The sequence below is a fragment of the Pseudoalteromonas sp. QJM3NY_22 genome, assembly GCF_056173065.1.
Window position 1 is genome coordinate 631,985 of record NZ_JBWBTZ010000002.1, and the last position, 16,365, is coordinate 648,349.

Here is a 16,365-nt window from a genome sequence, read left to right on the forward strand (position 1 = left end):
ATGAGCACACAAAACAATAATCACTTAACAGTAGTTTGTGCTGATATACTCGACTTTGTTGACGACCCTGCCATTGCTGGCGAAAACGCCCATCGTTTTTTTGAAAAAGGCGCATTAGTTATCAAGCACGGCAAAGTAGTTAAACTTGGCTATGAGCACGACATACTGCCAACTATTGATAAATTAGCGCGTGTTATCCGCCACGATGGCAAACTCGTTATGCCTGGTATGATTGACACCCACATACACTTACCACAAACCGAAATGGTGGGTGCGTACGGCGAGCAACTGCTAAGTTGGTTAACCGAGTATGCGTTTCCGACAGAGAAAAAGTTTACATGTAAGCATTATTCAAAAGAGATCTCTAATCGCTTTTTAGACGAGCTACTGCGCAATGGCACAACCACTGCCCTTGTATTTGGCACTGTGCATCCGCAATCGGTTGATGCGTTTTTTAAAGAATCACAAAAACGCAATTTACGCATGATTGCCGGTAAAGTAATGATGGACCGTAACTGCCCAGACGACTTATCTGATTGCGCGCAAACAAGTTATGACGAATCTAAAGCCCTCATCGAAAAATGGCACAATGTTGATAGGTTAAGCTACGCAGTTACACCGCGTTTTGCTCCTACATCAACCCCTGAGCAACTTCAAAAATGTACTCAGTTGCTTGAAGAATACCCAGACACCTACCTGCATACACACTTATCTGAAAACAAAGACGAGTGCGAATGGGTAAAAGGGCTATTTCCAGAGTTTGATGATTACTTAGGCGTGTACGAGCAAGCAAAAATGGTACGTAAACGCTCGGTATTTGCCCATAGCATTCATTTATCTGAGCGCGAGCTTTGCTGCCTTGCAGATAACAATGCAGCAATATCGCACTGCCCTACCTCAAACCTATTTTTAGGATCAGGACTTTTAAATTTAAAAGCCTGTGAAGAGCACGGCATAAACGTAGGCATGGGTACCGATGTAGGCGCAGGAACAAGCTTTTCTATGCTACAAACAGGTAACGAAGCGTACAAAATCCAGCAATTACAAGGTCAAAAGTTTTCAGCATTTAAAGGGCTGTATTTAGCAACTCTCGGCGGTGCCAGAGCACTTGATTTAGAAGGGACAATTGGTAATTTTGAAGCCGGTTGTGAGGCCGATTTTATTGTGATGGATTGTTCAGCAACTTCATTTTTAAAATTTAGAATACAGCATGCCAAAACCCTGCATGAAAAACTGTTTGCAATGATGATGTTAGGCGACGACCGCTGCGTTGAGCAAACCTACATTATGGGTAAAAGTGTCTATAAGCGCGATGATAACAATCAATTTTCAGACACCCGCTCACCGGTATTAGAAGAGGCTTAACCGTTATGGAAAACTATTTATTTGAGCTTGCTCATTTAGTACTGCGTTACTTTCATGTTATTGCTGGTATAGCATGGATTGGCGCTTCATTTTATTTTGCATGGCTTGATAACAACCTACAAACACCACCGCAATGGAAAATAGATAAAGGCATAAAAGGCGATTTATGGGCCGTGCATGGCGGTGGCTTTTACGAAGTGGCTAAGTATCAAAATGGCCCTGAACAAATGCCTCATACCCTGCATTGGTTTAAGTGGGAAGCGTACACAACCTGGATCACCGGTATATTACTATTTAGCTTACTTTATTATGTTGGCGCCGATGTGTACTTAATTGATAACAGCAAAAGTGAGCTAAGTAAATTTGTAGCTATTGGCGCATCACTTGGTTTTATTGGCTTAGGCTATGGTGTTTATCGTTTATTGTGTAAAACCCCTCTGGTCGAAAACGGCAAAGTGTTTATTGCTGTAGTTATTGGTTTATTAGCTCTATGGACTTTTGGGGTTGATCAATTATTTAGCGACCGCGCTGTTTATATTCATGTAGGTGCACTTATTGGCACGTGTATGGTGGGTAATGTGTATCACATTATTATGCCAGGCCAGCGCTATATGGTGAGTGAAGTAGAAGCGGGTAGAATCCCTGATTCAGCGCCAGGTTTAAAGGCAAAGCTGTGTTCTATACATAATAACTACGCCACGTTACCTGTGGTATTTATTATGCTTAGCAATCACTTTCCTTACACGTATAGCCACAACTTTGGCTGGCTTATTTTAATTGCGCTGTTTGGTATTGGTATGTGGATACGCCATTACTTTAACTTAAAACATCAAGGCGTTAATAAACCCTCAGTACTTGTAAGCGGTATTGCAGCATTTTTTGCTCTTATGCTCGCCATAGCCCCTTGGCCCAGTACACCAACTAATGCAGGCAAAAGCGCCCCTTTACAAGCAAGTATTACCGACGCACAAACGTGGGATATAATTAGTAAGCACTGTACACAGTGCCACAGCGAAACACCCACCTCTGCGCTTTTTCAAACAGCGCCGCTAGGCTTTAAGCTCAACTCTATTAGTGATGTAAAAAAAGCCAGCACGCTTATTCATACCCGCGCGGTTATAACCAAAGATATGCCACTGGCCAATATGACAAAAATGACAGACACAGAGCGCGAAACGCTAGGCGCTTGGCTCTCAGCACTTAAAAAGGAGCAATAAAATGAGTGAGCATTTTAAAAACTACCCGCGCGATTTAATTGGTTATGGTCCAGATGTACCCCATGCAAACTGGCCTAATAAAGCCCGCATTGCCGTGCAAGTAGTATTAAATTACGAAGAAGGCGGCGAAAACTGTGTATTACATGGTGATGCAGCGGCCGAAACATTTTTGTCTGAAATAGTCAGTGCCCCGCATGTTGAAGACCGCCATATAAGTATGGAGTCTATTTACGAATATGGCTCACGCGCTGGCGTGTGGAGGCTACTGCGTTTATTTAAAAAATACGATATACCGGTCACCATTTTTGCAGTGGCGATGGCCCTTGAGCGCCACCCCGATGTAGCTAAAGCCTTTGTTGAAGCGGGCCACGAAATTGCAAGCCATGGCCTGCGCTGGATTAATTATCAAAATATAGATAAGCAAACCGAACGCGAGCATATGCAACAAGCCATTGATGTCATTAAAAAGCTCACAGGTAAAAAGCCCAAAGGCTGGTATACCGGCCGAACTAGCCCAAATACCGCAGCACTTGTAGTTGAAAATGGTAATTTTTTATATGATGCCGACGATTACAGCGACGACCTACCTTTTTACAGTATTAAAGAAGGTAAACCACAGCTTATTGTGCCCTACACGCTTGATGTAAACGACATGCGCTTTGCTGCCGTGCAGGGTTTTAACGCAGGCGATCAGTTTTATAATTATTCAAAAGATGCATTCGATACACTATACGAGGAAGGCGATCCAAAAGGTGAAAACGCCCCAAAAATGATGTCGATAGGTTTGCATTGTCGCCTAATTGGCAGACCAGGAAGAATAAAAGCATTAGCACGGTTTTTAGAATATGCCCGATCGCATAAGCAAGTTTGGTTTGCCACGCGTGAACAAATAGCCGAGCACTGGCTTAAAACCCACCCGTATAAAAAAGCATAGCTGTAATCCATTAAAAATAAATTCTAATTACTTATTACCAGACATTGATCAGACCAATTTCAAAAATTTCGATTTAATTTAAACGCTTAATTCTCTTTAATTTGATAAAATAACATCTCAACTTTGAGGTGTATATGAATCTAAAAATCAAACGGTTAGACCATCACGGTATTGTTTCAGGTGTTATAGAAGACTTAAAAATTGTCAGCCTTTTAGATCAATACTTACCTCAAGACGATAAACAAGAAATCACCCCCGGTGAAGCTGTAAAAGGCATGATCATGAATGGACTCGGTTTTGCCAATCGACCTTTATCACTCAGCCCTCAATTTTTTACTAACTTGCCTCTTGAACATTTATTTCGTGAAGGGGTTCAAGCATCACATTTTAATCGTCACAAACTTGGTAGAACTCTCGATCAATGCTTCGAGTTTGGCTGTGAAAGCTTATTTTCATTAGTCTCCGGACAAGCATGTGAAATAGAACAAGTTGATAAAACCTTTGAATCACTTGATACAACGAGTCACTCACTGACAGGTGAATATGCTTTTGATGATGGAGATAGTGATGAAAACGTCATTAAAATTACTCATGGCTATAGCAAGGCTCACCGTCCTGATTTAAAACAAGTCGTACAAGAAATCATTGTTAGCCAAGATGGTGGGATCCCGCTTGCATGTAAAAACTGGGATGGTAACAGCGCAGACACCGCTATTTTTAAAGCGCGAAGTAAGGCGCTTGTTGACGAGTTCAAAAAAAGCCAAGCTCCTAAATACCTTGTGGCAGACTGTAAACTTTATCATAAAAGTAATGCTGAGTTTTTAACCAAAATTCAATTTCTCACGCTAGTACCTTCAACAATTTCTCTTGAAAAATCCTCTATAAGTACAGCCATAGCAGCCAACCAATGGGTTAATATTGATGATAACTATCAATATGTTGTTGAAGAGATTGAGCATATGGGGATAAAGCAAAGATGGATGATTATTTATTCAAAAGCAGCTAATAGCCGAGCACAAAAAAGCATTGTTCGACAAGTTGAGCGAGCACACACAGGCATCAAAAAAGACCTCTTCCATTTACAAGCTCAACGTTTCGCTTGTCAAACTGACGCACAACGCGCATTAGATAAATTAGCGAAAAAGATGAAGCATCATCAAATAGCGACTCAGCAATTTATTAAGCATAAAGTCTATGAAGGTAAAGGGCGACCTAAAAAAGATGCGCCAGTAAAAAATATTGAATGGCAAATCACGGCAGAAATTGAAGAAAACGAAAGCGCAATAAAACAGATTGTAGAACAAAAGTCATGCTTCGTATTAGCAACGAATATTGATAAAGAAGCCCTTTCACCAGTAGGTTTACTTAAGCATTACAAAGCACAATCTGAAGTAGAAAAAGGGTTTAGGTTTTTAAAAGACCCCTTGTTTTTTGTTTCATCATTATTTATCAAAAAGCCAAGTAGAATAGATGCTCTGTTGATGGTGATGACACTTTCATTGTTAGTTTATTCAATCGCGCAAAGACGAATGAGAGCGAATATGAAAAAAGAAAAAGCCACGATAGCGAATCAAATCAATAAAGAAATATCTAACCCAACATTACGTTGGGTCTTTCAGTGTTTTGAGGGAATTAATCTACTCCAGCAAGGCGACAAAATCAGCTTGGATGGTTTTGATGAGTTCAGGGAAAAGATAATAAGGCTCATTGGTGGACATGCGTTGCATTTATATAAAATCCAAAAAGTTGCCTAGGGGTCTGATCAATGCCTGTTATTACCCTCATCGTAAACATAAAAAAGCCCAGCTTTGCTGGGCTTAAATTACTTTAGATGTAATAAAATTTATTCAAAAGAAACGGTGATGATATTCGAACACACATTTTCTGTTACACATAATTGGTAATCGTACGATGGTAACGTAGCTCCACGCACGTAATCACGGTAACGACCGTTATCTGGAACGGTATCAACTAACTCGCCATTACGGTAAACGCTTAATGACTCTGCACCCACTTCTTCCCAGCTAAGTTCTACACGCATCGTACCTAAACGTGTTTTGTTAGCGCGTTTTAAGTTCAGCTCAAGGGTCACGTCACTTACAACAACCGTTTGAGTAAATGAATCAGTATTACCTTCACTATCTGTAACAGTTAACTCTACATCGTAACTACCTGATTGGGCATAGGCATGTACTGGTCTTGAGTCAGTTGATGTTGCACCATCACCAAAGTTCCAGCTCCACTGTGTTATATCATTATTAGCATCACTGCTTGTGTCTACAAATGCAGCGGTTAACCCTTGTGTATCAACAGTGAAACTAGCAAGAGGTGGTTGTGAACCTACTTCACCAATAGCACTGAACGTAAGTGACCAACTATTAATATTGCCTGTATCTATACCTGCCGTATCGACAACATTTAATGTCCAATCACCGGTTCCTACTTCGCCATTAAATACACTTGATGTAAACGTTTTAACAATATCGTCTTCGCTACCACCTTGATTACTTTGTAGAGTGACTTCAGAGCCTTGCGGTGAAGTAAGTGTAAGTACTAAATCGCCAGACCACGTATGTGTGATATTTACATCTGCTGAAGTACCAAAAATAGTTAAATCATCAGCAACTGTGATAACCGAATTAACGCCTAATGGATCGTTATCAGGGATCGGTAGATTTTCTTCATTACTATACGTAAAGTCATTTAAACCAGCAGGTTGTAACATTAAACTTACTGTTTTTTCTTTAACAATATCATCTGATGTTGCTGTAACAGTAAACTCATAATCACCCCATGGCGTATTTTCATCGGTCTCAACACTAAGCTGTACTGTTTCGCCTGGACGTGCTGTTAATGCAGATAAATATGCACCACCAAGACTAGATGTTAGATCAAGTGTTACTTCACCATCCCACTGTGCAATAGAACCTATTTCAAATGTATACGATGCAGTTTCGCCTACTGTTTTTTGCTGTGATACAGGTGTCACAGACATTATAAAACTCGGGGTTGGGTCTGCATCAAGTAATGCTTGGTTTGCATTGAGTCGAGTGCCAGCAACCGTTTTACCTTGTAATGCAGTATTTACATCACCACTGCTCATCAATAACTGTTTAAGTTCTGTGGTTGTTAAATCTGGGTTGATTGACAACACAAGTGCAGCAACACCTGCAACATGAGGTGTTGCCATTGAAGTGCCTGAGTAAGTAGCATAACCGTTACCCGGGACTGTTGATAAAATAGCACTACCGGGTGCCCCCATATCAACACTGGTTAAACCCCATTGTGAGAAGTCAGATAAATTATCGCTGCTATCAGTGCTCGCAATAGAAAAAACACTCTCGTGTTCATAGCTTGATGGGTAATGCGGGTTTGCATCATTATCAACTGCATCATTACCGGCAGCGGCAACAAATAAAATGTCAGCTTGCTCACTTACTGTAATTGCATCAGCTAAAGCTTGGCTAAAACCACCACCACCCCAACTATTGTTTAGAACACGTAGATTAACACCTGAATTTTTAAGGTTAACCATATAGTCAATACACTTAATTGCATCTGATGTTGAGCCATTACCAGCCGCATCTAAAAACTTACAACCAACAATAGATACTTCTTGGTTTACACCTACAATACCCGTTGAATTGTTACCGCTTGCACCGATTGTGCCTGACACATGAGAACCATGTCCTTGGTCATCCATTGGGTCGCCAGCATCTGTAATCGCGTTAATACCATGAATGTCATCAATATAACCATTGCCGTCATTATCAATACCATCACCAGCAATTTCGCCCGCATTAACCCATGCGTTATCAACTAAATCGGGATGACTATAATCAACACCTGTATCAATAACACCCACTACAACATCGCGGCTACCGATAGAAATGTCCCACGCTTCAGGTGCATCAATATCGGCATCTGTAACACCACCTGTTTGGCCCTCATTATTTAAACCCCATAGTTCATCAAAACGAGGATCATTAGGAGAGCTTGTAGCAATACTCACTCGGTAATCTGGCTCTACATATTCAATAGCTTGATTTGACTTCAAACGCTCAATAGCTTCTTTGGTACTCATACCAGAGACTTTAAACTTAGCTAAACGGCCCGAAAATAATGACGTAAAGTTATCATCAACCTCATCATTATTTAAATCCGATATTTTAGCTTTAACCATAGCGCGTACTTGTTTACGCATTTGTGGCGTTGTATTTTTTTTATATTTAACAATTATAGAGTCACTACTTGCAGTAACTTGTTGCAGTGCACCTGCATCAGGTAACTTTGCAGAAGCTAAACAAGGTAGTAGCGCGAGCGTAATAATAGATAATTTTGTTTTCATTGTTCTATCCATAGTAGGGAAGGCTTAGAAACACTAAGCAAGTTTTTCACTACTTCAAGTACAAGGGATCACATGGCAAGATATAAGCAAACAACCAAACACCAAATTAAACAAGTAATAAAGATTAAAAATAACAAAAAACCATTATTTTTAACTAGAATTGGCAAAAAAAAAACACCTAATACAGTCATTATAATGAATTTATTACACTTACCTCTACCCAATATAAGGTCATATTTTTTTACTGCTTTTTTCGAAGAAAATCTAAAAAAGCAAGGTTATAAGCTTAACCATTTGAAATATAAAATAAAAAAATTTGGTAAAAAATGATGATTTAAGAAATTCATATTGAGGAATACAGTTAGTACTTGATTATGAATTTAAGCTTAAACTTTGTCAGTGTTAGCTTTATGACAAGACTCATTTTTACTCAATAATCATATATTTCGCTTCACTCACTTACATAAGTAACTAAAGCGGATCACAAAACATTATATCGGCACGGCATGCTGAGACAGCAAATACCTTATTAAAACCTATAACATTTAAGGTGTTTGATTTTATCATTTCAAGGAGAAAAATAATGAAGTTGAACAAATCAATTCTAAGCTGCGCGGTTGCAATTGCAATGAGTACTAGCTTTGCCTCATATGCTGAAACAGGTAATAAATCAGTATCTAGCTCTGAACTTAACACCAGGGTATCTATTGCAAGTACAGCCAATTCAATGACACTTGCTCAAACATTGAACAACAATACGGCATTGTTAATACAAAATGGCGATAGCAATACCATGCTTGTCACAACAACAGGCAATAATAACGATACAGAAGTAACCCAAGCACAGTTTGGTAACTATGCTGAAGTAACTACAATTGGTGATAGCAACTCACAGGCATACGCTCAAGATGGTACTGCGAATGGATTAATAACCGAAGTTACTGGTAACAATAACCTCTTACTTGTAACACAGGTTGGCCAAGGTGTTTTGGTCAATAACGAAGCTATAAATACAGTAACTGGTGATGACAACTTGATTGAAGTAGAACAAGGCACTGGCGGTCATTGGTTCTACAACATGGATATGCAAGGTAATGGCAACGAAATAACTTCGCTGCAAACGGGTGAATGGCATGAAGCTGAAATAACAATGCTCACTGGCGATCAAAATACACTCGATTTAGAGCAAGCAGGTTACTGGAACACCTTTAAAGTCAGTTCTTTACAAGGTAACGACAACGAGCTTGATATTGAGCAAGATGGCGATCGTAATGCGGTAACACTCAGTGCTATTTCTGGCGACGCTAACGAGTTTTCCATTGAACAAGATGGCAATACAAATGCTGTAACATTTGCAGCGGTTGTGGGTAATGATAACGAAATAGACATTGACCAAGAAGGCAGTAACAACACCGCAGACTCAGCGTTATTTGAAGGTCAAAACAATGAAGTAACCATTACTCAAGTAGATACATACAACACTGCTACCGCTGAACTTATTGGTGATAATAATGAGCTAACAAGTAATCAAAATGGTTTGTTCAATGACGCTTACATGGGCGTGTTAGGTTCTGATAATGAATTTACGATTGATCAGGTAGGTGAATTTAACTCAGCACATTTAGTTAACTTCAATGGCTCTGATAACGACATAAATCTAACACAAACAGGCCAAGATAATACCGCTGTTGTGGAGTCGTCTTACCCAGACACTTCACTTACTTCAAACGATAACGATATTGATATTGTTCAAGATGGTGCTCTAAATGAAACAATGCTAACACTTGCTGGCATTTTAGACAGTAACGGTAGTCAAATTGATATTGCTCAAACTGGCGAAATGAATGTTATTGATTTAATGGTTGAAGGCAATGACCACAGCATTGATATTTCACAACAAGGTGAAAATAACTGGGTTGGCGGAACAGAGCAATCAGCCTTTTTAGTTGGCGGTGAAAACGTATCATTTAGCGTAACTCAGCTGGGTAACGATAATATTGTTGAAGGCGCTGTCATTGGCTTTAACAGTACAGTATCTGTTACTCAAATGGGTGATGGTAATACGGCAACAATTACACAAATGTAATTGCAAAGGTTGGGGAGAGTAACTCTCCCCTTTTAATTATGAACAATAAAAAAAATAGCTTCGCTGGTTTCTTATTCGTAATTTCATTATCTTTTAGCACTGCAGGTTATGCAGCTGATGAGTTGGAAATAGACGGTTTATTACTCGATAGAAGCATTAGTCGCTTTGGTCATCAATTTTATTACGAGTTCTCAAATTACTGGCGAGACTTACCCTCAACTGCAGGGTTTAATATTGAAATTAAAGAAACAGTAATCCCAAAAGCAGGCACTAAACTTTCTTTAATAATGAACAATAGACTGGTGTATGCAACATACTTAGGCCGAAGGTTAGAGCCACTAGATCAACGTGTTGAACAAGCCGTGTATACCGTAATTGATGCAATGGCTCGTGAAAATATGGCAGTGTCGTCTCCCGATATGGCCATAAATGGATGGTAAAATGAGAATAATAATATTTATAATAACAACATTAAGCTTTTCAGCCGCCGCGACTGAAATAATTTATACCCCAATTAACCCAAGCTTTGGCGGTAATCCTCTCAATGCGAATATGCTACTTAGCAAAGCACAAGCTCAAAATAAACATAAAGCGCCAGTAATAGAAAAAAGTTACACCGAGCAATTTCAAGATTCTTTAGAACGCACTTACTTAAATCGAATGGTAAGAGAAATAACAGATATGGCGTTTGGTGAAAACATAGACGACAGTATTTTCAATCAAGATTCCATATTTATGAGTGGCGATTACCAAATAGAAGTTATAACCAGTACCACAGATAGCATTACCGTAAGAATAACAAATATAATTGATGACACCGTGGTGATCATTGAAGTACCGAGGTTTGGATAATGTATAAACTACTTATAACAATTGTAGTTCTTAGCTTAACGGGCTGCGCAAGTTTGGGAAATTTAATACCACCACAGCAGCAGCAAGCAATGAGCTTAGAACCCACAGAAATTTTTTCTGATTTAAAAAACCTACCCAAACCCATGGGTAGTATTCCTGTTTCAGTTTATTCATTTAGAGATCAAACAGGTCAATATAAACCGCAAACAAATGTGAGCTCATTTTCTACCGCTGTAACTCAGGGGGCTAATTCAATACTAATACAAGCCTTACATGAGTCGGATTGGTTTACACCGGTTGAACGTGAGGGTCTGCAAAATATACTAACAGAGCGAAAAATCATTCGGGCGGCTCAATCAGATAATCCAAATCAACCAGATTTACCCCCATTAACAACCGCCAAAATAATTTTAGAAGGCGGTATTATTAGCTACGACACCAATGTAAAAACAGGTGGTTTAGGTATGGAATACTTTGGAATAGGCGCATCAGAGCTTTACCGTGAAGATGCTATTTCAATATACTTACGTGCTGTTGATGTACGAACAGGGCAAGTCTTACTATCGGTAGCAACCAGCAAAAAAGTACTGAGCCAAGAAATGCGTGCCGGATTTTTTAGGTACGTAAGTTACAAACGATTAGCTGAAGCAGAAGCTGGCTTTAGTGATAACGAACCTATGAGTATTTGTGTTACCCAAGCAATAGAAAAAGCACTTACAGACCTAATAACAAAGGGCATTGATAAAGGGTTATGGGCCAAAAAAGTAAGTTAATAATTAAGATAAATAAGGCTACTTTTAAGTCGCCTTATTTATACAAAAATTTGATCCTGAAAAGGTTATTGAGCCATTGGCAGTAAAACAGAAATATAACGTTGTGCCCAATTAGCTAGCTCTACTCGATTACGCGAACTAGTTTTTTTAAACGCACTGTATAAATGGGTTTTTACTGTGTGATCACTTATATTAAGTTTATCGGCAATAGCATTATTACTGGCACCTTGCGCTATGAGATAAATAACCGATTTTTCTCGTTTAGTTAAATGATCATAATCATCTTTTTTTATTTCTATACCATCGTACAAACTGTTAAATGATGATGCTACAGCCAAAATATCATTGAATGCGATTGAAATAATTTTTCGTGCAAACCAGAGTTCACCAGCATTTATTTTAACTAACCCTTTAAAAATAACTTCTGGAGGATCCGATTTATAAAATACGCCATTGAAATGATTGAGAAGTAAGTTCTTTTCACATACCGTTTCTCGCTCAACATTAAAGACAACAACGTTACAGTGCTTCGCTAAGCAAATTAAATCGGTGGGAATAAGGTCTTGCCAATTATTTTTAGTGCCATCAATCAAAAACAAATCATAATGCGATCGTTCTTCTAGCTGAGGTACTGTGTCATCCATTTTTATATCGGTAAACAGCGCTTGTAGTGTTCTTAATATAGCGGTGTAACTATGAGAGTGGAAAGATGACTGAAAAGTTGTTCTTATAAACACGTGATTTTTATGTGACATAAATTTCATCCATGAAACGTTTATGCAACATTACCTAAGTTATAGGTAACATACAATCCGATAATGGTATTAAAAAATTATAAGTAACCCAATTATTTAAAACTCTGGATTATTTAATAACGCCTAATTCGGATAATAAGTGCAATTTCTCAGATTAGATGGCCAGCTGTTATAATTCGGCCATTCTCTCGCCAAAGGAAATTGCTTTAATGAAATATAAACAGCTGACACAAGCAGAAAGATACCAGATTTACGCGTTAATAAAAGCAGGAAATAACCAAAAACAGATAGCTGATGAACTCACTCGTTCACCGTCATCTATCTCTAGAGAGTTAAAACGCAATAAAGGGCTTAAAGGCTATCGACCTAACCAAGCCAATAATTTTGCAGAGCAAAGACGCAAGTCATCTTTCAAAGCAAGTAAGTTAACAGATGATGTTACTGACTGGATTAATAAATTGTTGGTTGACGGACTTTCGCCAGAGCAGGAGGCAGGCCGCTTAGCTTTAGAGAAAAAGGTCGTTTTGCATCATGAAACGATTTATCAATATATTTACAGAGACAAGGCTCGTGGTGGTGAACTACATAAGACACTCACTCGTGCATGTAAAAAGTATAAAAAACGCTATGGAAGCTACGATAAACGTGGACAGATAGTTAATCGAGTCAGTATTGATGAACGCCCAAGTATTGTGGATTCAAAGTCTAGGATTGGTGATTGGGAGGGCGATACAGTCATAGGCAAAGGGCGTAAAAATGCCTTTGTTACAATGGTTGAACGTAAAACGTTATATACAGTCGTTCACAGAATTGAAAGCAAGCATGCGAAAATAACAGCCGATGCGCTGATCAAGTGTATGACACCCTATAAAGGTAAGGTTATTACCGTGACTTTAGATAATGGAAAAGAGTTTGCTCACCATGAGCATATTGCACAAAAATTAGAAGCGGATGTGTATTTCGCTCACCCATATTCATCATGGGAGCGGGGCATAAATGAGAATACCAACGGCTTACTTAGACGCTTCTTCCCCAAGGGAACTGACTTTATGTCGCTAAGTGAAGCAGAAATACAGGCGGCAGTTGATAAGCTCAACCATCGGCCAAGAAAAACAAGAGGGTATAAAACCCCTCATGAGTTATTTACGGGGCAATCAGAAGTTCTGGTGGCTGCATAATGATTGCACTTAATACTTGAATTCAAGACGTATAAAATCTTGCCGTTACACCATTAGTCCAACCAAAACCCTGCTGTACTTGATATTCACCACCACTGGCTAAAACCGCTGGTGTGCACACATTGTATTTTTCGAGTAAACACTTATTTGCTGCAAAGTTTTGCTCAACCATATTTACCCAATTTTGCATTATATGTGTACTCAATTGTGTAATACCGTAGTTATTAAGCCCTTTTACCGTAAACCATTGTAGTGGAGCCCAACCATTAGGACTATCCCACTGCTGAGCCGTTTGAGTAATAGTTGTAACAATGCCACCCTCTTTTAAAAATTTATCGGCTAATCTTGTAGCTACCTTGATTGCTTGCTCATTACTGGCTAAATTAACAAATAAAGCAGTAGTTGCCGCTGCACTAAGTATTGGAGATTGAGTCGTTGTACGGCAGTTATAATCAACAAAAAAACCGGTTGGTTCATTCCAAAGGTAAGCATTAATAAGCGCCTTGCGATTGCTAGCAAGTAATTGGTAATGCTCTGCTTGTTCACTATTGCCGAGCAATTGAAAGAATTTGCTTAACTGATTCTCTAAGTTATACATAAGGCAGTTTAAATCTATAGGAACAATATCAGTTGTTTGAATAGAGCTTAGTAAATTAGATTCACCAAGCCAACGAGAACTAAAGTCCCAACCCGACTCACATGCAGCGCGAATATTACGATAAAAATCAGATTTTTTCTCCTTCGCCAACCCTTCCGCTAGCGCTAAATCTTCACGCAATGACTCTGCTCTTGGCTCACTTACATCGTCCCAATAACGATTTAAAATACCACCACAAGGCATTCTTACTACCCGCTTTGAGCTCAATACATGAGTCGAAAGCAACTGCGCGCCTTGCATCCAAAATATATATTCTTTTTCAAGTGCTGCAACACACATAGCAAGCCATTGCGTATTGAGTGATTTACTATGCGTATGTTCCCATAATAATTCGACCATGAGTGCTAAAACAGGTGGCTGCGAGCGTGATAAATAATAGCGACGGTTACCATTTGGAATACAACCATAATCGTTAATTAAATCGACAAAGTTAAGTAGCATATCTTCAACTACATCACCTTTATCTGCATCGATTAAACCCAATGCTGTAAAATAACTATCCCAATAGTAAATCTCTTGAAAGCGCCCGCCAGGCACAATATAGCTGTGCTTTAGTGCTAGTAATGAATCTTGCTTTGGGGTATCAGCCTCTCTTCTAAGGCCATTCCATAACGAGTCTATATAATGTTTAACCGATGACGTATCAGCCTCAGTGCCCATTGCTAGCACTGGGGAAGTAATAAAGTGTGCGTTTACAAACTCACTAAGCTGCGTATTAGTTAAAGGCGCTAATTGTTCATAGCTTTTACATGCACTTTGCCAATTAACACGCGCAATTGCATCTGCGAATGTTTTACAGTCGCTAAATACATGCTGCATTTGAACATCTTTAAATAATTGGCTGTCAAAAAAACTCATAACTTTCCTTACTGTTAAGCTGTCGTTGCGTGTTGTGAGATAGCGTCGGTTCGCTTTTTGAAAAAAATCACGCTAATAAAAATCAAACTAATGGGAACCAAAGAAAGGTAAAACGCATGCTGGCCACTAAAGTGCTCAAACACATAACCAGTTATTATTGAGCCTGTTGTGCCACCAAGTGCTGAAAAAACTACAATTAAACCAGTCATAGCTGCATGGCGATGTTTTTCAAGAGCGCTGAGCATAACTGAGTTAAGTACCGGATAAATAGGCGCCATGAAAAAACCAATTAACGGTAAAATAAATGCAGCAAGTGGTGCATCAAATAAACTAATTACTGTATTTTCAGTAACATTCTCAGTAAACGGTAGGGTAATAAGTATGAGGCCAGCCATCGCAATTAAACAACTGCTCAATACAACAAACCAGTGAATGTGTTTAAGTACTTGCCCTGCCACTAAGCGCCCAAATGCAAGTGCCGCAGCAAAAATACTGGCCAGCTGGATACTAATAGCCACAGGGAGTTTTAAAACTTCATTATTGAATGTGGGTAGCCAAGTACCTACGCCCTGCTCAATTAATACGTATAAAAAAGCGCTAATTATAAATATGAGTACCAACGGTTGATATGTTAGCTTAAGCATGGCGATAAAATCGAACCAACCGGAGCGTTTAGTTTTACTTATAATGGCGGGCTTTATAGGCGCAGCAATTACGCTCGCTATAACAATTAGGGTTAGCGCTGCCAGTAAGTAATAAACGTTGAGCCACGCGGTTGAATCGTTTGGATCTATAAAAGCAGTAAAAATCCAATAGCCACTTAACACACCAACCATGAAAATGCCTTCAATGGTGTTTAACAATGAAGAGTGGCTATTTGCATCATCTGTCACTTGGCCGATAATAGAGTAAACCGACACTTTAACCACAGCAAAGCCACAACCAATGGCGGCAAATAAAATTTTAAACGCATAAAAGTCACTAATTAAAGCCGTACTTACACAAGCAAGGGCAACAACAGTAAGTGCCCCAAGCATGGCCAGTTTATAGCCTAGGCGAGGAATAAACGAAGCCACTACAAATGACATTATCGCAATGGATAAATCTTTAAACCCCTCAAGCACTGAAGCTTCTGTTTTACTTACCCCAAGGGTATTTATTGCCTGCAAAATAACGGTGCCCACGCTATTTAACAAAATAGCGAAAATAAAGTAACTTGCTGCAATTGCCAGTGTGACTTTTGTTTTACTCATAATTACCCTCGCTTTAAAGCGTTATTTAAACGCTATAACGACCTTTATTGTATGCCCATAACGAGTGCATACACAGTGTGTGTTTATA

Annotated in this window: 14 protein-coding genes; 10 read left to right on the top strand and 4 right to left on the bottom strand. The window is 39.1% G+C overall.

Annotated features, from left to right (window positions below):
* From guaD to AC0VZ4_RS23140, 4 genes are all read left to right on the top strand, one after another.
* Entirely contained in the window at positions 1–1,365 is a 1,365-nt protein-coding gene (guaD, locus tag AC0VZ4_RS23125) for a guanine deaminase (RefSeq protein WP_475441749.1), read from the top strand.
* 5 nt (positions 1,366–1,370) lie between these two features.
* The gene (locus AC0VZ4_RS23130) at positions 1,371–2,582 is read left to right on the top strand and encodes a urate hydroxylase PuuD (protein ID WP_475441750.1); all 1,212 of its coding nucleotides are present in this window, start codon (positions 1,371–1,373) and stop codon (positions 2,580–2,582) included.
* Position 2,583: 1 nt separating this feature from the next.
* Positions 2,584–3,516, top strand: a complete 933-nt coding sequence (gene puuE, locus AC0VZ4_RS23135; RefSeq protein ID WP_475441751.1) for an allantoinase PuuE — start codon at positions 2,584–2,586, stop codon at positions 3,514–3,516.
* A 134-nt stretch (positions 3,517–3,650) separates the two neighbouring features.
* Positions 3,651–5,270, top strand: coding sequence for an IS1634 family transposase (locus AC0VZ4_RS23140; RefSeq protein WP_475439728.1), 1,620 nt, complete (start codon positions 3,651–3,653; stop codon positions 5,268–5,270).
* Between the two features lie 89 nt (positions 5,271–5,359).
* Here AC0VZ4_RS23140 and AC0VZ4_RS23145 read toward each other — a convergent pair whose 3' ends face one another.
* Positions 5,360–7,864 carry a S8 family serine peptidase gene (locus AC0VZ4_RS23145; protein ID WP_475441752.1) on the bottom strand — a complete coding sequence of 835 codons (2,505 nt, stop codon included), beginning with the start codon at positions 7,862–7,864 and terminating at the stop codon, positions 5,360–5,362.
* A gap of 72 nt (positions 7,865–7,936) precedes the next feature.
* On the opposite strand from AC0VZ4_RS23145, the gene AC0VZ4_RS23150 reads away from it, so the two are divergent.
* The 5 genes from AC0VZ4_RS23150 to AC0VZ4_RS23170 all read left to right on the top strand — a co-directional run bounded on the left by AC0VZ4_RS23150 (position 7,937) and on the right by AC0VZ4_RS23170 (position 11,575).
* Positions 7,937–8,194, top strand: coding sequence for a hypothetical protein (locus tag AC0VZ4_RS23150; RefSeq protein WP_475441753.1), 258 nt, complete (start codon positions 7,937–7,939; stop codon positions 8,192–8,194).
* Between the two features lie 253 nt (positions 8,195–8,447).
* Positions 8,448–9,950: a curlin gene (locus AC0VZ4_RS23155; RefSeq protein WP_475441754.1), complete on the top strand. Its 1,503-nt coding sequence runs from the start codon at positions 8,448–8,450 to the stop codon at positions 9,948–9,950.
* 38 nt (positions 9,951–9,988) lie between these two features.
* The gene (locus tag AC0VZ4_RS23160; RefSeq protein WP_007378426.1) at positions 9,989–10,390 is read left to right on the top strand and encodes a curli production assembly/transport protein CsgE; all 402 of its coding nucleotides are present in this window, start codon (positions 9,989–9,991) and stop codon (positions 10,388–10,390) included.
* Positions 10,380–10,802 (top strand): curli assembly protein CsgF, encoded by a 423-nt coding sequence (locus AC0VZ4_RS23165; RefSeq protein WP_033015061.1) that lies wholly within the window; start codon positions 10,380–10,382, stop codon positions 10,800–10,802. Before AC0VZ4_RS23160 ends, AC0VZ4_RS23165 begins: the two co-directional genes overlap by 11 nt.
* Positions 10,802–11,575 (top strand): CsgG/HfaB family protein, encoded by a 774-nt coding sequence (locus AC0VZ4_RS23170; RefSeq protein WP_007378428.1) that lies wholly within the window; start codon positions 10,802–10,804, stop codon positions 11,573–11,575. The genes AC0VZ4_RS23165 and AC0VZ4_RS23170 overlap by 1 nt, the downstream gene beginning before the upstream one ends.
* A gap of 65 nt (positions 11,576–11,640) precedes the next feature.
* On the opposite strand, the gene AC0VZ4_RS23175 is transcribed toward AC0VZ4_RS23170, so the two are convergent.
* Entirely contained in the window at positions 11,641–12,330 is a 690-nt protein-coding gene (locus AC0VZ4_RS23175) for a helix-turn-helix transcriptional regulator (RefSeq protein WP_475441755.1), read from the bottom strand.
* Positions 12,331–12,539: 209 nt separating this feature from the next.
* Here AC0VZ4_RS23175 and AC0VZ4_RS23180 point away from each other — a divergent pair, with 209 nt between their 5' ends.
* Positions 12,540–13,508: an IS30 family transposase gene (locus tag AC0VZ4_RS23180; protein ID WP_475442227.1), complete on the top strand. Its 969-nt coding sequence runs from the start codon at positions 12,540–12,542 to the stop codon at positions 13,506–13,508.
* 22 nt (positions 13,509–13,530) lie between these two features.
* On the opposite strand, the gene AC0VZ4_RS23185 is transcribed toward AC0VZ4_RS23180, so the two are convergent.
* Complete coding sequence (locus AC0VZ4_RS23185) at positions 13,531–15,024, bottom strand: trehalase family glycosidase (RefSeq protein ID WP_475441756.1); 1,494 nt, start codon at positions 15,022–15,024, stop codon at positions 13,531–13,533.
* A gap of 14 nt (positions 15,025–15,038) precedes the next feature.
* On the bottom strand, positions 15,039–16,277 hold the full coding sequence (locus tag AC0VZ4_RS23190; protein ID WP_475441757.1) for an MFS transporter: 1,239 nt from the start codon (positions 16,275–16,277) through the stop codon (positions 15,039–15,041).
* Between the last annotated feature and the right edge of the window lie 88 nt (positions 16,278–16,365).